At 49.0% G+C, this 19,809-nt stretch carries 12 protein-coding genes; 3 read left to right on the top strand and 9 right to left on the bottom strand.

The window, feature by feature from the left end:
- The first annotated feature begins 451 nt into the window (after positions 1-451).
- Positions 452-2,083, top strand: a complete 1,632-nt coding sequence (locus NNX04_RS09885) for a sodium:solute symporter (protein ID WP_261948317.1) — start codon at positions 452-454, stop codon at positions 2,081-2,083.
- 74 nt (positions 2,084-2,157) lie between these two features.
- On the opposite strand, the gene NNX04_RS09890 is transcribed toward NNX04_RS09885, so the two are convergent.
- Positions 2,158-2,445 carry a hypothetical protein gene (locus tag NNX04_RS09890; RefSeq protein ID WP_007646143.1) on the bottom strand — a complete coding sequence of 96 codons (288 nt, stop codon included), beginning with the start codon at positions 2,443-2,445 and terminating at the stop codon, positions 2,158-2,160.
- Positions 2,446-2,462: 17 nt separating this feature from the next.
- Entirely contained in the window at positions 2,463-4,001 is a 1,539-nt protein-coding gene (locus NNX04_RS09895) for a methyl-accepting chemotaxis protein (protein WP_007646141.1), read from the bottom strand.
- Positions 4,002-4,522: 521 nt separating this feature from the next.
- On the opposite strand from NNX04_RS09895, the gene NNX04_RS09900 reads away from it, so the two are divergent.
- Positions 4,523-6,100, top strand: a complete 1,578-nt coding sequence (locus NNX04_RS09900; RefSeq protein WP_261948318.1) for a glycoside hydrolase family 43 protein — start codon at positions 4,523-4,525, stop codon at positions 6,098-6,100.
- A 119-nt stretch (positions 6,101-6,219) separates the two neighbouring features.
- Here NNX04_RS09900 and NNX04_RS09905 read toward each other — a convergent pair whose 3' ends face one another.
- Together NNX04_RS09905 and NNX04_RS09910 are read right to left on the bottom strand one after the other, a co-directional pair.
- Positions 6,220-7,410: an RICIN domain-containing protein gene (locus NNX04_RS09905; RefSeq protein ID WP_261948319.1), complete on the bottom strand. Its 1,191-nt coding sequence runs from the start codon at positions 7,408-7,410 to the stop codon at positions 6,220-6,222.
- Positions 7,411-7,685: 275 nt separating this feature from the next.
- Complete coding sequence (locus NNX04_RS09910) at positions 7,686-11,057, bottom strand: LamG-like jellyroll fold domain-containing protein (protein ID WP_261948320.1); 3,372 nt, start codon at positions 11,055-11,057, stop codon at positions 7,686-7,688.
- 341 nt (positions 11,058-11,398) lie between these two features.
- On the opposite strand from NNX04_RS09910, the gene NNX04_RS09915 reads away from it, so the two are divergent.
- Complete coding sequence (locus NNX04_RS09915; protein WP_261948321.1) at positions 11,399-14,176, top strand: TonB-dependent receptor; 2,778 nt, start codon at positions 11,399-11,401, stop codon at positions 14,174-14,176.
- A gap of 78 nt (positions 14,177-14,254) precedes the next feature.
- On the opposite strand, the gene NNX04_RS09920 is transcribed toward NNX04_RS09915, so the two are convergent.
- The 5 genes from NNX04_RS09920 to araA form a co-directional block, all read right to left on the bottom strand.
- Positions 14,255-14,551: a hypothetical protein gene (locus tag NNX04_RS09920; protein WP_007646130.1), complete on the bottom strand. Its 297-nt coding sequence runs from the start codon at positions 14,549-14,551 to the stop codon at positions 14,255-14,257.
- A 363-nt stretch (positions 14,552-14,914) separates the two neighbouring features.
- Positions 14,915-15,883 carry a glycoside hydrolase family 43 protein gene (locus NNX04_RS09925; RefSeq protein WP_040393842.1) on the bottom strand — a complete coding sequence of 323 codons (969 nt, stop codon included), beginning with the start codon at positions 15,881-15,883 and terminating at the stop codon, positions 14,915-14,917.
- A 39-nt stretch (positions 15,884-15,922) separates the two neighbouring features.
- Positions 15,923-17,287 carry an MFS transporter gene (locus NNX04_RS09930; RefSeq protein ID WP_261948322.1) on the bottom strand — a complete coding sequence of 455 codons (1,365 nt, stop codon included), beginning with the start codon at positions 17,285-17,287 and terminating at the stop codon, positions 15,923-15,925.
- A gap of 155 nt (positions 17,288-17,442) precedes the next feature.
- The gene (locus tag NNX04_RS09935) at positions 17,443-18,045 is read right to left on the bottom strand and encodes a beta-phosphoglucomutase family hydrolase (RefSeq protein ID WP_007646124.1); all 603 of its coding nucleotides are present in this window, start codon (positions 18,043-18,045) and stop codon (positions 17,443-17,445) included.
- Between the two features lie 213 nt (positions 18,046-18,258).
- On the bottom strand, positions 18,259-19,761 hold the full coding sequence (araA, locus tag NNX04_RS09940; protein WP_040393840.1) for an L-arabinose isomerase: 1,503 nt from the start codon (positions 19,759-19,761) through the stop codon (positions 18,259-18,261).
- Positions 19,762-19,809: the final 48 nt, after the last annotated feature.

Here is a 19,809-nt window from a genome sequence, read left to right on the forward strand (position 1 = left end):
TGGAGCGATTGTTATTATTAAAACCGGTGTTCTTGCAGCACTGTCTTAGTCTGGCGCGGTATTTCTGCCTGCTCCGCACAAAACGATCAGGCTCGTTTTTGTTAGCCAGCGCCTAATAATTAGGCATATTGTAAGACAATTAAAATACTAGTCTTCACGGCATTTTCCGTCAACAAATGAAAAGTATTTTTTATGTAAAAACACCAGAGCATTACCAAAAGTAGCACTTTCACCCGAGAGCTAGCGCCAAGTGTGCAGAAAACAAGGTTTTATCGCGATGGAGGGTTATTCATTTGGGAACAGCAAGAAAGGCTTGCAAATCGCTATTTGATACAATTTTTATATTACAATAATACCTTGCTTTACGTATGATTATGCCGGGCTTACCCTGGCGCAGGGCGTCACAATAGCCCCAACAATAACTACAGACTGAGAATAAAAGGTAACCCGCATGATTCACTTTTCCACGCTCGATTGGGCTGTGCTAGCTGGCTTTATGCTGTTGCTAGTCGCGGTAGTGGTCTGGTCGCTATTTGAAAAAGAAAAAGACACCTCTGACTATTTTCTGGCAGGCCGCAATGCCGGCTGGCTGGTAATTGGTTCATCCATTTTTGCCTCCAATATCGGTTCGGAACATTTGGTCGGGCTGTCGGGCGCAGGCATGCAAACGGGCATGGCGATGGCGCACTGGGAGTTACAGTCCTGGATTATTTTGTTGCTCGGCTGGATGTTTGCGCCGTTTTACTGGAGCAGCAAGGTGTACACCATGCCCGAGTATATGGAGCGCCGTTACTCGTCCAACTCGCGCACTTTTTTGTCGTTTATTTCGCTGGTGAGTTATGTGCTCACCAAAGTATCGGTCACTGTGTATGCCGGTGGTGTGGTACTGAAAACAGTACTCGGTATCGACAGTATGTGGGGTATAGATTTCTTTTGGATCGCGGCTGTTGGTTTGGTGGTAGTGACCGGGATTTACACCGTGCTGGGCGGCATGAAAGCCATTATGTGGACCTCGGTGCTACAAACACCGGTGTTGATTATCGGTTCACTGGTCATTCTGGTCGTAGGCTTGGAGAAGGTGGGCGGTTTTGCTGAACTGGAACGTATCAATGGCGAAAAAATGCATTTGATTCGCGCCGCCAGTGACCCGGATTTTCCTTGGCCGGGTGTTATTTTTGGCTCGTTTATTATCGGCTTTTGGTATTGGTGTACGGATCAATACATTGTGCAGCGTGTGCTTTCCGCCAAAGGGATTCAAGCGGCGCGGCGCGGGACTATTTTTGCGGGCTACTTAAAATTGTTGCCGGTATTTATTTTCCTGTTTCCCGGCATGATCGCTTATGCGCTGCATCAACAAGGGCAAATAAATATTGAGAGTGCAGACCAAGCCTTTGCGGCTCTGGTATCGGAACTATTGCCTTCAGGTATTAAAGGTATTGTGATTGCCGGCTTACTCGCTGCGTTGATGAGCTCCCTGGCCTCGCTGTTTAATTCCTCCGCCACCTTATTCACCATCGATTTTTATAAAAAGTTCAAACCACACGCAAGCGAAACAAAACTTTTGAGCGTGGGCCGCACCGCCACTGTAGTGGTGGTTTTACTCGGCATAGTGTGGATTCCGGTAATGCAAATGGTATCCGATGTGCTCTACGAATATTTACAGCTAGTACAAGCGTTGATTGCACCAGGCATTGCTGTCGTATTTTTGCTGGGTGTATTTTCCAAACGCATTACACCTGCTGCCGGTTTTATCGGGTTGGTAAGCGGATTTGTATTGGGCATTTTGCGTTTAGTGCTGACCATTTTTAAAGATCAACTCGATCCCGATGGCTTCCTGTACAGCTTGGTGGCCATGAATTGGCTCTACTACTGCTCATTATTATTTGTTGTGATTTGTGTATTGGTGATTAGTGTAAGCCTGTTCACCAAAGTCGCGAGCGATGAGCAATTACAAGGGTTAACCTATGGTTCAATTTCTGCGGCACAGCGCGCTGAAATTCGTGCCGGTATTGATAAGTGGGATGTGATTCATACCCTGGTAATTGTGGGGATTACAGCAGCGATTTATGTGCGGTTTTGGTAGCGATATTTAAATCTTTTTTTACAAGCTAATCCCTCTCCTCCCCCTTTTTTCAAAGGGGGAGGAGAGGGAGGGATTTAACCAGCCTTCGCTTTATAAGCACGAATAATTACGTTAAAACTCTCTGCATAGGCTTTCAAGTCATCCAATTCTTTTTTCTCGGCTGAACGGCTTAACCCAGCGCAACCTAAATAATCCTGCATTGCTTTTACGTAAGCTTTTACATCGTTGTTTGCTTTGACCATCTGTGCACTTACTGCTGTTGCCGGGTCCGGAAATTCCGGTTTGGTGGCCGGTTTACTGCAAGCATAAGCACCGCTGGATAAGGCGGCGGTTAGTGTCAACGCAATTACATATTTTTTCATTGTCTCTCTCCTCTGCTTTATACGCGGAAGCGGCTCACCAACTCGGAAAGCTGGTCGGCTGCGGCTGCCAGATGTTCAGTATTGGTACAAATGCGACTGGAGCTTTGTGCCGACTCCACGGCCACATTGGAAATGCGCTGCACATTTTTTTCGATTTGGCGTGTTGCAGCACTTTGCTGTTCGGACGCGGCAGCAATTTGGTTGGTGCGATCGCGAATCACACTCACGATGGAGGTAATATTTTCCAGCGATACACTCGCTTGCCCCGCTTGTTCCACCGAAGCACCCGCTTGTGCGTTGCCCGCCGACATCATTTCCACTGCTTTGTGCGAACCAGATTGTAAGCGCTCGATCATTTCGCGAATTTCGGTGGTGGATGTTTGCGTGCGCGAAGCCAGGGTGCGCACTTCATCGGCCACTACCGCAAAACCACGCCCCTGTTCACCGGCGCGCGCCGCTTCAATTGCCGCGTTTAGTGCAAGTAAGTTGGTTTGCTCGGCAATACCGCGAATGACATCCAACACAGAACCGATGCTTTGAGTTTCCTGTTGTAACTGATCAATCACACCAGCAGCCGTTTTAATGTCGTTAGAGAGGGATTGGATTTGCCCCATAGTGAGCGCCACTGTTTGTTTGCCAGAAGCGGCAGCACTATCGGCTTGCTGTGATTGGTTGGCGGTTTCACTCACACTTTGGCTAACGTTATCTACCACCGCCGCCATCTCGCGAATCGCCGTAACAATTTGCTGGATTTCGTTTTGTTGATGTTGGATTGCCAATTCATTTTCACGCGCGGTGGCGGACAATACCTGTGCATCTTTGCGCACACTTGCGGCAGTTTGAATCACGTTGCCGATAATGCCCTGCAAACGCTCTACAAAGCGATTAAAACAGCTGGCCAATTCTGCCACTTCATCGCGGCCAGAAACTGGCAAGCGACGAGTCAGGTCGCCCTCACCTTCCGAAATATTGCGCAGTGCTTCCACTATGTTATTGATTGGCCCAACAATACTTTTTTGCACGGCATATGACACCGCCAAGGCCAGCAAGCTGAGCACAATCACCACTACCAGCGAGCGATTAAAGGCCTGAGCCACAATGGTTTGCACCTCGGCCATATCAATCACCATGGAGATGTACGCCAGGGTTTGGCCGTCGGACTGAATTGCCTCGGTAATAGTTAACTGCCCTTTAGCTTCCGTCATGCCCACGGAAGGCGCTTGTGTAGATATGCGGCTTTTGGCATCGGCCTCGCTCACACCCTGCACATACCAAGCGAAGGGTTTACCGCCGCTGTAAATGGCCGCCGATTGCACACGGGGGCTGAGTTTCAACGCATTGAGTGACGCTGCTACCGTTGCCGCATCATCAAACGTGATTGCACCTACACTGGCCTCACCCAATACCTGGGCCAGGGTTTGGGTATCCTTAATAATGGTATCGCGCGCCGTCTCGATACCCGATTGTGCCGTTACTATTGCCGTAGCCACCACTGCTGCCACGCAGCTAAGCGTGACGCTTAGGAGGATTTTCATTTTGAGCGATAAATTATTCACACCAACCTCTCAGATAATTTTTCTTATGTCGCTATGATCCAGCACTACCGCACCAGCGGATAAATTGTCAGTCAAATAAAGCACCGAACTAAGCGCCCTACCCCGATTTATCTTTTGGTTACGATAAAAACACTGAATGTTAAGTATAGGTCAATATTGGCAATTGCTATTTGTAGAATTCTTGTTAGTCAAAAAAGCAATAAAAGACGAAGATAAGCCGGTTATTTGCGAAAAGCATCACAAAAAAATCACATATCTGATAAATCCGTCCTTTTACTTATAGCTAAGGCTCACCGAACAGGCAAAAAAAAGCCGCTAACACAAGTACTAGCGGCGCAAAAAGTGGTGTCATCAACAAAACTAACACCATCCAACGACAAAGGGATAAGACTCGGGACACATACAACAATCGATAACGGTGGGCACTGTATCGATATCGCTATCTTTTGTGCGCCACCATTTGTATTATTATATATAAATATTAAAAGTAATCCAGCAATTTTTAACCCAAGGTATCCACAATGAAGCCTTTACTAAAACACAGCGCAAAACTCCTCCCCTTTTCAGTGGCGCTGGCACTTGCTGCCTGCGGTGGCGGTGGAGGTGGTTCACCCAGTGCAAACAACCCCACCCCCGCCAGCAGTGCGGCAACCATAAGCAGCAGCGAAATGGCCACTAGTAGCAGCGCGACCAGCATGGCCAGTAGCAGTGCAGTCGCCGGTGAAACCGTGAATATCAATTTTACCAACGCGGCGGTACACGACCCCTCAGTGGTAAAAGTAGGCAGTGAGTACTATGTGTTTGGCTCGCATCTGGCTGCCGCCAAAAGTAGCGACCTGATGAACTGGACCAAGGTGGCCGATGGCGTGAACAACCAAAACCCCTTGTTCGGCAATAAGGTCACTACCGAATTGGCAGACACCTTTACCTGGTCAGAGGTAACCGGCTTGTGGGCCGCGGATGTTATCCAGCTGGACGATGGCAAATTCTACTTCTACTACAACTCCTGCAAGGGCGATTCACCCCGCTCGGCGCTGGGTGTAGCGGTAGCCGACAACATTGAAGGCCCTTATGTGAACAAACAAATCATGCTCAAGTCCGGCATGTGGGGTCAGGCCAGTGAAGACGGCACGGTATACGACGCCCAAGTCCACCCCAACGCAGTAGACCCGGATGTATTCTTTGATAAAAACGGCAAGCTGTGGATGATGTATGGCTCCTACTCCGGCGGCATTTTTATTCTGGAGCTGGATGAAACCACCGGCCTTGCCAAACCCGGCCAAGGCTACGGTAAACACCTGTTAGGCGGCCATCACGCGCGCATCGAGGGCGCTTATGTGCTCTATAACGCGCAAACCGGTTACTACTATATGTTCACCTCTTTTGGCGGGCTGGATGCAATTGGTGCCTACAACATGCGCGTCGCGCGCTCGGTGAACCCTGATGGCCCTTATTTGGATGCCGCGGGCACCGATATGTCCACGGTAAAAGGCAACCCCAACAAACTGTTTGACGACGTGCTCTACGCACCTCACGGGCAAAAGTTGATGGGCAATTTCCAGTTCGCGTTAGCCGCTGGCGAGACAGGCACACAACACGGTTATGTTTCTGCGGGGCACAACTCGGCCTATTACGAGGAAGAGTCGGATCAATATTTCCTGATCTTCCACACCCGTTTCCCCGGCCGTGGCGAGCAACATGAAATTCGCACCCACGAACTGTTTTTTAATGCCGATGGCTGGCCGGTCGCGGCGCCCTATCGCTATGTACCACTCAGCAGCAATCCGACCACATTGGATAAAACCATTGCTGGCAGCGAAGTAGCGGGTAGTTACAAATACATCAACCACGGTAAAGACATCAGCGCCACGCTGAAAACCTCATCCACTATTACCCTTAATAGTGATGGCAGTGTGACTGGTGCAGTGAGCGGAAGCTGGAGCGCGCAGGGCAATAATTTAATTGACCTGACACTTGGCAATGAGAGCTTTAAAGGTGTTTTATCGCGCCAGTGGAACCCCAACAGCAAAACCTTCGTGGTGACATTCAGTGCACAATCAACTGTTGGTATTTTTGTGTGGGGCAGCCGGAATAATTAAACCTCCTTCATCATGCCAGCGAACGCGGGTATCCATAAAAAACCGGGCGCAACGCCCGGTTATTAAGTACAAAGAGGCACTTCCACCCCGTTAGTTTTTCAACTTCACGAGTTTTTAACTTACAACGCGGTTACATCGCCCGTAGAAACATCACAGCTGGCGGTATTCCAGTATTCGCCGTACTTGGTGGATGAACTGCCACTTTGCACGCCCTGGAACTCTTCACACACCGGCGGTTTACCGCGCACGTAATTTTTAATCTTCAAGCGACGGATAGTCGCTTTATCGCCAAAGTTGCGGTTCGCACCGGCGATGCTGCCTATCGCCCCGTTGATATTCACATCGTAAACCAACAGATTGCGCGGGCCGCCATTGCTTGAGCAGTTACCGCAGGAGCGCCACAACTTGCCGTTTGTGCCGGTGGCGGTAAAGCCGCCAGCCACAATGGTGGTGCTGTTTTTGGAGTTGTGCTGGAAGATTTTATCGGGTGTGCCACCGTACCCACTGCCCGAGGCGTTATAGGCCGATCCGCCCACGATAGTCATAGTGCCGCCTTCAGATTTGTTAGTCGCCGCGTCTTCACAGATGTCATTCCATACCACGTCCGCCAGGGTGCAGTTGCCGCTGTTGCAGTGAATACCGTCGGAACCACCATTGGCCGCAAGCTTCACATTGCGAATGGATGAGTTCCTCAGGGTTAACACCGCCGGCTGGGTTTCGCTGTTACTGGCACAACTCAAGCCAATGGTTTTGCCACCGCAATTAACAAAACGATTGGTTAGCGTGGCGCCCGCAACACATTCACTGGCACTACCCACTTTTTGGAAAGCCCATAACTGCCCGGCTCCACCCCAGTAGCTGAACATATTCACCTCCGCACCGGCATACATATTCATTTGCCACACATCCATTGCGCGGCCGCCGAGTTTGGCGGTGATGGAGTAATAATTATTGCCGGTGTCGTTAATGTACCAGCGCTGGTTATCGGCACCGGTGTAAGTCCACTGGCGAACTTCTGCACCGTCGTTAGTATTCCAACCGTATAAATCCAGCGCTTTACCGCTGTGTACAGCACGAATGGAATAGGTGCCATCGCTCAGGGCAGTCACATCAAACTGTTGGTTATTACCCCCTAACACGAACCATTGCATTACATCCGCACCATCGGCCGTGCTGAAGTTGGCGACGTCCAACGCATTACCGTTGAGCTTGGATACTATGACGTAGCGCCCGGAAGACAGCGCCGCATGGCTGGTGGCACTCAGCAGCATGCTGAACACCAATACAAAAAATAACGAAATACGTTTCATTGATTCGATCTCCACTTTTATCTTTATTAGGGAATCCACTTATCAGGATTGATAAGCAGCAGGGCAGGAATGCCTCTTTGGATCGACCGGTCTATTACCTTATTAAGTGATGCCTTATTAGTATTATTATATTTTTAAGTGACGATAGAGCTTGGGGGATGGCTTGTAAATAGCAGCCACTCTGCTGAGCAAAATTTAGTCACACAAAACCACATGCAACAAAAAGGCACCCGAAGGTGCCCTTTTGTAAACATTTAATAACCTATCAAGACAGATTATTCCGCAGAGTCCTGGGCATTAATAATTGCTACGTCATCTGCAGTTAACACTTCGTCATAGATTTTCAGCTCGTCAACTTGACCGTTATAGGGGATATCCCAATAGTTCACACCCAATGCAAAGTGAGTATCACCTGCAGGGGTAAATACGTCGGGGAATCCCGCCATAGTGCTGGTTTGTGCACCGTTGATGTAGGTAGTCAACCTGCCGTTTTCCACTACCATCACCAAATGACTCCAGCTGCCGGTTGGGATCTTGGCGTTGAATGTCCCGTCATACCAGGCAGTACCTGACCAGAGCATAGTGTTTTGCGCATCACCCGGGCCACGCGGTACCACGCTAATCCAACTAGAGTCAGTCGCCCAACCAAAGAACGCCGGTGTGTACTGGGTTCCCGCAGTCAAGTTCAGCCAGATCGAGATACTATAAGAGTGATCGTTGATCAGGTTGTCAGGCAAGAGCACACCCGAGTTACCATCCAGCACCAGTGCCTTGCCCTTGGCGCCGTCCACATAGCTGACTGAACCGCCAGCGACATTGACGCGATTGCCAACAACAGTACCGTCTGCATGAGCACCATTTGCCTCACTTAAATTATCTTCAAACGAGAAGGTAGCCAGTGGCACTGGAGGTGCTTTGGATTTCACCACCACATCAAACGCTTTGGTAACTGTTGCGCCGCCATAACTAATTGTGGCGGTAAGCGTTGCAGTACCATCAGGTTCAGTTGCACTCGGCTGGACGATAGTCCCCACCGCGTCAATCAGGCTTGGATTAGATGAACTCCAACTAATGGCTGTCGTGTAAGGGCCAGCCAAAGGCAGATCGATATCATCTTTTAACGCCGACAAATCACCCAGGATCAACTCATTCGCCGCCAGCTCCAGCACCTCGGCAGCAGGGCGACTACCGGGATCCATAAGCGCAACCTCGTCCGGAGTCAGTACTTGGTTATAGATCTTCAAATCATCTACCAAACCATTCAGAGGAAGATCCCAATAGTTAACGCCTAACGCAAACAATGCATTGTTATTCGTAAACAGGTCACCAAAATTCTGACCAACATGTTTTTTCACGCCGTTGATATAGATTGTTGCCTCACCCTTATCAACCGAGAATACCATTTGAGTCCATTCGCCTTCTGGTACCTTCAAGCCGGCAATGCCGTCGTACCAGTTTGGCGTACGCGCCCACAACATGGTGCCGCCATTCCAACCCTCAGGCAGAAAGCTGAGCCATTGTTCGGTATCCACGGCACCGAAAAAGGCTGTCGTGAAGGCCGTTATAGCCGTGGGCTTCAGCCAGAAGGACACAGTGTATTCGTAGTTGGAAATCAGACCTTGCGGTAACAAGACACCATAACCGTTCAGATTAATTGCCTGACCATCGATACCCGCCCCATAGGCTGCAGTCCCGCCGGTATTAAAAATACGGTCGCCGGTTGTGCTGCCAGCAGCAAAAGTTCCCGTTGCTTCAGTCAAATCGCCATCAAACTTGAATTGAGCCGCAGCAGGAACCAAACGCACAGCTAATACCTTGACGATAAAATTCTTGGTCTGGGTTTCCCCATTTAAGGTAATTGTTGCCGTCAGGGTTACATCCTGATCACCGGCAGTTGCACTAGGGCGATTGACGTGAGCGACACCAGTTAACTCACCGGTTTTTTTGTCCCGCTTGAGGTTAATCACCGCCGGATTACTCGATACCCAAGTAATCTCGGCTGCACGGGTGCCGCGCAATGGCACAGTCATGGTTGGATCTACGTATTCCGCAGGCAAGGACAAATCATCTGCAATTGCCGTCAGGTTTTCGCCGGTAGTACGCGCTTCCAACTGGGAGCCCCACACCGACACACCCTTAGTGGATATTGCGGAGAAAGTTGGTACCAAACGCGCTGCCGCTGCATCCCACTGCCACGCCATTACACCTTCATAGGTATCGCTACCCAACACCAGGGTAATGCGCTTGTTGTCAGTGTCCGACAGGCGATAGTAACCACTCACTTCACCAGTGATGGTGCGGTCGTCGTTCAGGCGGATATAAACCGAGTTATGAGCGACAGAATTAGTATCCAGGCCGTGATTGATGAAACGGTAATCGCCCACCAGATCATTAGCATCCACCACGTTAGTACCCTCGATAGGTGCATAGCGCTGTGGTGAAGAGACTAACCAACCGTCTTTGTTGACCCACATTTCATGAACGCGCACTGAGTGCTCTTCGCCGCGATTCGGGAAACGAGTGTGAGTAACCAGGAAGTTCTTTTTGGTGGCTGCATCGTAATAGGCGGAGTTGTGGCCTGGCGCCAAATAACCCCAGCTTTCGGCAGCGTCGCCAACTTCCGACACAAAATTAAAGCCACCCATTAACTTCACGCCATATTTACTGAGCGTTTCCAGATTGTTTCTAGCGAGCAGCATGTCGTTGCCTGCTGCATCCACATAAGGACCATCGGGGTTTTTGGAGCGGGAAACACGGATGTTATAACCACCGGTTGCGTTAAAGCCACCGATGGAAGTGAACATATAGTAGTAGTCTGCATCGGGGTTGTAGTAGATGAAAGAACCTTCAACCGTAGCAAAACCGCCACCAGTCAAACGCTTACCGTAACCTTGGCCAGGCTTTGGTTTACCGGTAGTTTCGTCCATGCGCAAAATAAATATGCCGCCGGAAAAGGAGCCGTAAACCATCCACATTTGGTTGTTTTTATCAAAGAAGGTGGTCGGGTCAATCACGTTAGGATCAACAGCGCCGTCGTAGGTGGTTTGGCCATTGTCCAAGGGGAAACTGGCAAACTCTTCCGGCGAGCGATAATCAGAACGCAGGAATACGCCTTTATCGACATAAGGCCCTTCAATGGAATCGGCCTCCGCCAAACCTAAATACGAACGACGGAAGCAAACCTCTGTTGGTACAGGTTCATCAGGATGATTTTGGCCACAATGGTTGTAATAAAACCAGTATTTGCCGTTGGGCGCCTGAACCACATTGGCTGCCCAGTTACCAACATAACCATCGGTCCAGGCAATACCTTCGGCAATCTCGGATGAATAGGTATTGAACAGCGGGTTTTGGTCGTTTACACCGTCAGCTACTCGCGTCCACGACATCAAATCAGTGGATTTTGCCACCGATAAATGCGAGCCAAACACGTAAAAAGTGCCATCAGCTGCTTTAATAATAGAAGGGTCATGCACCGCCATGTCGTTGTAAACAATGGCTTCGGCATTGACGGTAGGGTTAGGTAGGCTCACGTTTTCAGGTACAACATTGGCAGGGATTTCACTACCTTTGTTGTCCGATCCACCACCGCAAGCGGTGACTAGCACGGCTCCACTTATAAGGAGCGCGAGTTTATGAAGTTTCATCGGGTAACCTCTCACTGTAGTTATTGCTTATTAGTTGGGTCAGATATTAGGTAGTAACTGATGAGCCACATCATTAGTCATACAATAATACTAACAATTATGGTGTCACAAAGTTTTCAGCGAGTAAACACCTATGAAAGCAATTTCATCAGTTGACACCAAAATAGTCATACAATAGTATTATATTTGAAAGATAAATATAACTAGGCTCTTTTTGTCTGTGGCCACGCACAGACAGCCCTCAGGCCAAACTTTCCCCCTTCTGCCGGCACCTGCCTGCAGGATCGACAAGCTGGTACTGAGAAAGAGCCGCAAAACTCAACTACACGTGAGGTCACCCCATGTTCCAGCGTTCCGCGCTCAGCAGCGCTATTACTTTTGTCGTAGCTTTGGCCAGCCAGCCCCTCTATGCACAAGACAGCGCACCCACTAACAACGAAGCCGATTTGGAAGAAGTTGTTGTTACCGGTATTCGTGGCAGCTTAACCAAAGCACTTGATATCAAGCGCAATGAAATTCAAATCGTCGATGCCATCATTGCAGAAGACATCGGCAAATTTCCCGATAACAACGTCGTTGAAGCACTGCAACGTGTCACCGGTGTACAGGTCACCGGCCGCGGCGGCGGTGAAGTAGACGGCGTGACTATTCGCGGTCTGGGCGACGTATCCACTACCGTTAATGGTCGCCAGATTTTTACCTCTACCGGCCGTTCGGTGGCACTTGCGGATATCCCTGCAAGCCTGCTTAACCGTGTTGATGTGTATAAAACCCGTTCCGCCGATCAACTCGAAGGCGGCATTGCCGGCAATATCGATATCAAAACCCACCGCCCTTTCAATTTTGACGACACCAAAGTCGTGATGGCGGCGCGAGGCATTTACCAATCCACATCGGAAGAAATCGATCCCAATGTCAGCATGCTGGCCAGTGATAGATGGGAAACCAGTGTTGGTGAGTTCGGCGCACTGATTAACCTCTCTTATGCCGAAACCAACTACCGCGATGAAAATATCTGGATCGGTTCGCTCGACCCCTACAACGCCGACACCTATGGTGTGATTCGCAGTACCGAAGGCGGTTATCAAGCGGGAACTGATCAGGGACTATCATCAGCCCCCGGCTCTACCCTGAATGTCAACGGCGTTCCTACCGAATATGTATTGCTGCGCGATGCCATGGGTTTTACCGATTTCACCGGTAAACGCGAGCGTCCGGCCGCTAATATTTCGCTGCAGTACGCGCCTAATGACAACTCTGAGTATCTGTTTGAAACCTTTTACAACGGTTATCGCAACCAGGCATTTAACTCGTTGGTATTCATCAATACCAACGGCGCCAGCCATTTCCGCAATCCCGATCTTTACCCCAATTCCAACGTGGTAAAAACCAACTACATCAATAACGCCAATATGTTCACCTCGGGCGATGGCTCAAGTGGCCATACCGACAGCTGGGTTTATGCACTGGGCGGTAAGTGGGAGATTAATGATCGCCTGAAAGTGGAATCTGAAATTGTCCATCAGACCAGCGACTACGAAGGCCGCTTTTTTGCCATGCGCACCGACTCAGTACGCGATCGCTTAGTGGTCGACTTTAATTACGACGATGGCTTGCCATTAGTGGCATTCCTGGATGACGAAAACACACCCAATATCGACGAAAGTGATTTAACCAATCCCGCCGAGTGGAGCATGAGCACCGCTTATGACAACGGCCCAACCGATAGCGGTGAAGCAACCACCTTTAATATCGATGCCGATTACGAGACCGATTGGGGCCCCATCAAACAGCTCAGCGCCGGCTTGCGCTATGACGATCGCGGTGCAAAATCCAAATACAAAGACCAGAGCGGTGGCTGTAAATCAGAAACGGGTTGTGATCTGACGTTGCTGCCAGGTTTGGTGAACATCAGTAAATCCGGCTTCTTTGAAGGCAAAGCCTATGTACCCAGCCAATGGTTGGCGGCAGACGGCAATTACCTGCTGGAAAACTCCGATGAAATCCGTGCGCTCTACGGTTTCAAGGCGGGCGGCTCAGATTATCAACCCGGCAGTATTTTCAATATTAATGAAGTAACCGCCTCCGCCTATTTACAAGCAGATTACGAATTCTCACTGTTTGATAAACCGTTGGACGGCCAAGTCGGTGTGCGTTTTGTGCAAGTTGATACCGACATGGACTTCTTTGAAAACGCAAACGGTGACGGCGTAACCTGGGCTCCGATTAATGACGAAGCCAGTGAAAGCCGTGCACTGAAAAATCTGGTTATTCGCTACTCATTTACCGATGACCTGATCACTCGCTTTACCTACGGCGAAACTATCCGTCGCCCCGGTTATGGTGATCTCAACCCGGCACGCACCTACCGCCCAACCACCACTGGCCTGGAATTTGGCACTGCCAGCGGCGGCAACCCGGACTTGAAACCTGCAGAATCAGTGAACTATGACTGGTCGCTGGAATACTACTTCGCCGAATCCAGCTCGCTCTATGCGGTACTGTTCCGTCGCGATGTAGAAGGTTTTGTCGCCAGTGCAGTCACCAACATTGAAGTAACCGGCAACGCCAACCCGGACCTAAACGGCAAATACCGCTTAACCCTCCCCTCCAATACCTCTAATGGTCAGTTGAATGGTGTGGAAGTAGGCTTGGTGTATTTCCCTGACAACCTGCCAGAACTGCTGGACGGTTTGGGTGTGCAGGCCAGCTTCACCCTGCTTGACGGCGAAACCTACGACCCGGTGTTTGATGAAAACAACAACATAGTCGAGCGCACCACCAATGATATGTACGGTGTGTCTGACACCTCTTACAGTGTGGTGCTCGCCTATGAAAAAGAACGTTTTGACGCCCGCCTGTCCTATGTATGGCGCGACGATTTCAAAACCGGCTTTAACGGTTGCTGCGCTATGCCCGGCGGTGTTTGGTCGGCCTCAGAAGCGAGCATGGATTTCCAGCTTAGCTATGACATAACCGATAATCTGGTAGTCACCTTCGATGCCACCAACATTACCGATGAAATTTATCAGGGCTACTACACCGACGATTACTTGTATAACAACGGCGCCTCCATTTTTGCCCGTACTTATGCTTTAGGTGCGCGTTACTCGTTCTAAAATCTGGCGAGCACCGCAAACAAAAAGGCCGCTGTTTCCAGCGGCCTTTTTGTTTTATGTCCGATCCAGCAGATTAACTTAACTGGCTGATCTTGCTTTGAAATCGCGGATAACCTGGTTGAAGTCATCGGCAAATTTTTTCAAATCATCCAACTCTTTTTTCTCTTCGCTGCGCGCCAAACCGGCACAGCCCAAGTAGTCCTGCACGCCTTGCACATAGGCTTTTACATCGTTGTTTGCTTTAACCATCTGTGCGGTAACCACTGTGGCAGCATCGGGAATTTCTGGTTTGGCAGCGGGCTTGGCGCACGCCGAGGCCAGTGAAGACACCATACAAGAAGCAACAAAACCAACAGCAACAACCAACGATTTCATAAACCTTCCTCTAGAAAAGTAGATCGACAATTAAAAACACGCTCAACCACAACCGTGATCAAGGTCACAAACCTGACAGCAAGATTAGCAGAGCTGGCATAAAAATCATTATTTTTTATTCCATTTTTATAATAAATAAGCATTTATTTTTGCTTTTTTTATTTATTTGGAATAAAAACACCAAAAACGACATGGCATTGTCTTTTTAAGAAGATGCGCAAGCCATGATGAAAAATGCGACAAGATACCGGCGCAGACCCAGGCAAAAAAAACCTTATGGCTCAATTGATTCGGCAGGTAACAAAAAGCCCCGCTGCAGCTCACCGCAGCGGGGCTTTTCTCATTTCAATCGGGCAGAGCCGCTTAATCAATCATCGACGGCTTACCAAATACCGGCATGCCTTTGTCGTTCCACTTGAGGGGTTTTACAAAGGTGTGGCGATCCGGGTTCCACAGTGGGTCGCCTTCGATTTCGGTGTAGGTGCGCGCATGGTAGACAAGCATGACGGTATCGCCGTCTTCGCCGTAGGTGAAGCTGTTATGGCCGGGGCCGAAGATTTTATTAGGAATATCCGAACAGAGCACTGGCTCTTTGGATTTCTCCCAGGACGCGGGATTTAATAAATCCGCATTCTCATCGGCCCACAACAGACCCATTGCATAGTTTTCGTCGGTGGCACTGGCGGAGTAGCTGATAAAAATTTTGCCGTTGCGTTTTAAAATCGATGGGCCTTCGTTTACCCAAAAGCCGCGAATTTCCCATTCGAATTCCGGTTTGCTTAATAGCACTGGCTCACCCGCCAACTGCCAAGGCGTTTTCATGGGCGCGATATACAAATTGGAATTGCCGCGAATGTTCACGTCTTTTTGCGCCCACAAATAATAGAGCACACCCTTGTGGGTAAAGGTGGTAGCGTCCAAACAGAATGTGTCTATACCACTGTCAATCTGGCCCATAAATTCCCACTCGCCTTCAAGCGGGTTAGCATTTTTGTTGCGCACGCAATACATGCGATGCTGAAACAAATCGAATTTAATTTCGCGGCTGGGTGCTGCAGCAAAATACACGTACCAGGCTGATTCGCCGGATTCCGGGTCTTTGTTGAAATGAATTTCCGGTGCCCACAACAATTCGCTGTAAGGGCCAGTGTCAGGTTTGTGCCAAGCATCCACAGTGGGTGCTGTAGCTAATTCGGCAATGGTTTTGGCGCGGCGCAATTCAATGCGATCATACGCCGGCACTGATGCAGTGAAATAATAATAGCCATCAGTATGTTTATAAATAAACGGATCAGCGCGCTGTGGGATCAGGGGTTTTAATAATTCACTCACAAAAAATCTCCAAACATTTTTTTGATTCATGCACACGCATTAATGTTGTGCGATATAGCCTTTAACAATCATGGTGCGTTTTAATTCGGCGTAATAGCGGTCGTTGATACGATACATAAACATCAGCAACCCCATTAAGCCGTGGAAAACACCGGGAATAATCGACAGCATCAAAGCAATACCCATCATTGAGGTCTCGGATTGCTCCTGGTTGGGCACGTATTGGAAATAGGTTAACAGCCAACCCACCATCAAACCGGCAATACCCATACCGGCTTTTTGTCCAACCGAAATACCGCCGTAGGCAAAACCGGAAACGCGTTTGCCATTTTTTACCTGACCGTAGTCAATGGTTTCCGAAATAATTGACCAGAATACCGGGGCATGTAAGTCCACTACAAACGACAACAGGAAATACAAAATAAACGCCAGCAATACATCTTGCGGGCCAACAAATACATAAATCGCCACACTTAAACCGGCAACAATCAATTGGGTGTAGCGGAATAAATTGATTTTGCAGTAGAACTTGGTGATCCAGGTGGAGGCGATCATCGCCAGAATAGCTGCTGCCACCCCGGTGGATAAAAATGCTGACACTGTGGCATCGTCGCCACCCAAATAATATTTAGCGTAATAAATTGCCACTGAACCGCGAATCACATAACCAATGGTGCCGGTAATACACACACCCACCAGAATTAACCACTGGTCATTTTTTAATAATTGCAAAAACTGGCTAAGCAGCGGTTGCGGCTCCACTACGTGCACTACACGCTCGGTTGTTTTGAAGTAGCAGAATAAAAACATCGCCGCACCAATAGCCGACATAATCGCCATAGCCACTTGATAACCTACCGCTTTATCCGTCCACATTCCCGCTACCAGCGGCACCACAATGGCCACCATAAAGGCACCAATTTTGGCGAGGAATAAACGGTAGCCGTTGGCTGAGAGTTTTTCTTTGGGATCACTGGTGAGTGCACTGGGCAATGAAATATAAGGAATGCCAACACCGGAAGTCATGAAGGTCATCATGATATAAGTGGAGTAGGCCCAAATTAATTTCGCGTCGTATTCCCAATTGGGTGTGGTGAATACAAAAAATACACTGACTGCGTAGGGAATGGCCAACCACAACAACCAGGGGCGATAGCGGCCCTGTAAAAAGGTAAAGCGGTCGGTAATTTGGCCCATTACCAAATCAGAAATAGCGCCCACTACTTTTACGGTGAAAAACAGTATGCCCATATCCATGGGGGTTAATCCAAAAATATCGGTGTAATAAAAAGTGATGATCAACATCATCGAGGAGATAACCACATTTAACGCCATATCGCCCGCGCCAAAGCCGATTTTCTCGGTGATAGATAACTTCTCGCTAGTTGCTGGGGTTGATTGCATTATTATTTTCGCCTCGTGAATTTTTATTACAAGTGTAAAAAAAGCGGCAATACGCTTGGGAGTAATTGCCGCTTCCTTTAATTTCTCTCACCATTCCGGATTAGCTACGCGGGTCTACGACTCCTGCAATCGCAGGAGTGATGGATTATTTTTTGTTACAAAAAATAATCATTTTCCACCGCGTGTACCAACAACACATCGATACCCGCCATACCAGCACTGGCTGCCGCCTGCAGCCCGAGCTTTGAATCTTCAAATACCACACATTTTTTCGGATCAACGCCCAACAATTCTGCGCAGCGTAAAAATGTGTCCGGTGCGGGTTTGGGGTTTTGTACTTGATCGGCCCCGACTACAGCATCTATGTATTTATCCAAGCCACACAGCGCCAAAATTTTCCGGGCTTCTTCGGTGTAAGCACCGGTGCCAATCGCCATGGGTTTGTTGCCGTGATAGCGCTGGGCAACGTCGATCAATGCCGTTGGTTTTACATAGAGGTGCATAGAGTCGTGCACCACCTGCTCTTTAAAATCGTTCATTTCATCCAAACTGGCGCTGGCGGTAATGCCAAATTTTTCCAGCAGGATTTCAATCGTTCCCTTGGTGGGCACACCGGCCAGTGAGCGCATAAAGGGGCGATCAATGGGAATGCCATATTTATTCAGTGTTGCAGTCCATGCATGCTCATGGAGTTGGCCGCTGTCTACCAGGGTGCCGTCCATATCAAAAATCAACGCATCGTAATGGTCGTACATCATTTGCTCTCTTGTTTGCCGGTTGGACGGAAATTAGAGCACAGATCCAGACTTAACTCGAAATGAAATTAAAATCTTCTCGTTGCGCAGACCGGTGCGGGTATTGCGCAGAGGTTTGTGAGACACGCCGTAAACCCTTCCCCGGGGGCTTGTCGCCGACATCCATGTCGGCCACAGTCTCACAGACCTCTACCCAATCCCCTCACCTATGCGTTCTTAAACACCATCTTTCAGGTGAAAGTAAGCAGCATTGTGGCGCAATTCGGTTTTGAAATTGCGCACAGTGGTATCTGCACCAATCACAACCGCTTCGATGCCAGCCATTTCAGCGTAATCAACAATTTCATCAGCCGTTACACCCTGGGTGTAAGCGCTGTGGTGTGCACCACCAGCTTGAATCCAGGCAGCCGCCGAAATTTCCAAATTGGGGCGCGGTTCCCACAGGGCTTTAGCTACTGGCAATTTCGGCAGTTCTTGTGGTGGGTTTACGGTATCCACTTCGTTGATGATTACACGGAAACGAGTGCCGATATCAATCAAAGAAATACACAGCGCAGGACCTGCTTTGCCGGTGAATATCAAACGCGCGATATCATTGCGGCAACCAATGGTGTGCAAATGCACTTCCAGTTTTGGTTTTGCAGCAGCGATGGATGGACACACTTCCAACATGTGCGCGCCCAATACTTGATCCACGGCGCCAAAGTGATAGGTATAGTCTTCCATAAAGGATGAACCACCTTCGCGGCCTTTAGACATCACTTTGCAGATGTGCACCATGGCCGCGGTTTTCCAATCGCCTTCACCGCCGTAACCAAAACCGGCTGCCATTAAACGCTGGGTAGCCAAGCCTGGCAGGTTAGTTAAACCGGTCAGGTTTTCGAAGCAGTTAGTAAATGCACCGAATTCACCGTCGGTTAAAAACTTCAACATGCCCAGCTCCAAACGCGCTTCATTTTTCAGCATCTGGTATTGATGTTCATCATCAAAAATCGCGGGGTTTACATCGTAATCTTTTTTGTACACTTCAATTTGTGCAGCAACTTGTTCGTCGGTTACTGCGTCTACTACTTTTTGCAAATCGCCCAAGCCATAGGCGTGAACTTCGTAACCAAATTTAATTTGTGCAGCAACTTTATCGCCGTCAGTTACCGCCACTTGACGCATGTTGTCGCCAAAGCGTGCAACTTTCAAATTCTGGCTGGCGTACCAACCCATAGCCACGCGGCACCAGCTGTCGATTTGTTTTTGCACAGAATCCGTTGCCCAGTGACCCACAACCACTTTGCGCTCTTGACGCAAACGGGTGCTTACGTGACCAAATTCGCGGTCACCGTGTGCCGACTGGTTGAGATTCATAAAGTGCATATTGATTTCAGCAAACGGCAGCTCAGCGTTGAACTGGGTGTGCAAATGCATATAAGGCTTGCTCAATGCACTCAAACCGGCGATCCACATTTTTGCGGGGCTGAAGGTGTGCATCCACAAAATCAAACCCACACAATTGGGATTGCTATTCGCCGCTTGGCATACCGCCAAAATTTCTTTCGGCGATTTAACCGTGTCTTGCGCAACAATTTTGATGGAAATATTGTTGGATTCAGTCAATCCCGCTGCGATGGCTTTGCTGTTCTCGGCGACTTGTTTTAATACGCCGGGGCCGTACAAATCTTGTGAGCCAGTTACCAACCAGACTTCTTTGTCGCCGTAAATTTTCATGCTGTTTTCCTCAGGAAATATTTTCAATTTTTTGTCGATTTTCAATTT

The sequence above is a fragment of the Cellvibrio sp. QJXJ genome, assembly GCF_024452345.1.
Classification (GTDB): Bacteria; Pseudomonadota; Gammaproteobacteria; order Pseudomonadales; family Cellvibrionaceae; genus Cellvibrio.

Bases quoted from the DNA above. Each gene is read 5' to 3' on its own strand.
- NNX04_RS09885 (WP_261948317.1), top strand. From the start codon at position 452: ATGATTCACTTTTCCACGCTCGATTGGGCTGTGCTAGCTGGCTTTATG.
- NNX04_RS09890 (WP_007646143.1), bottom strand. From the start codon at position 2,445: ATGAAAAAATATGTAATTGCGTTGACACTAACCGCCGCCTTATCCAGC.
- NNX04_RS09900 (WP_261948318.1), top strand. From the start codon at position 4,523: ATGAAGCCTTTACTAAAACACAGCGCAAAACTCCTCCCCTTTTCAGTG.
- NNX04_RS09905 (WP_261948319.1), bottom strand. From the start codon at position 7,410: ATGAAACGTATTTCGTTATTTTTTGTATTGGTGTTCAGCATGCTGCTG.
- NNX04_RS09910 (WP_261948320.1), bottom strand. From the start codon at position 11,057: ATGAAACTTCATAAACTCGCGCTCCTTATAAGTGGAGCCGTGCTAGTC.
- NNX04_RS09915 (WP_261948321.1), top strand. From the start codon at position 11,399: ATGTTCCAGCGTTCCGCGCTCAGCAGCGCTATTACTTTTGTCGTAGCT.
- NNX04_RS09920 (WP_007646130.1), bottom strand. From the start codon at position 14,551: ATGAAATCGTTGGTTGTTGCTGTTGGTTTTGTTGCTTCTTGTATGGTG.
- NNX04_RS09930 (WP_261948322.1), bottom strand. From the start codon at position 17,287: ATGCAATCAACCCCAGCAACTAGCGAGAAGTTATCTATCACCGAGAAA.
- NNX04_RS09935 (WP_007646124.1), bottom strand. From the start codon at position 18,045: ATGATGTACGACCATTACGATGCGTTGATTTTTGATATGGACGGCACC.
- araA (WP_040393840.1), bottom strand. From the start codon at position 19,761: ATGAAAATTTACGGCGACAAAGAAGTCTGGTTGGTAACTGGCTCACAA.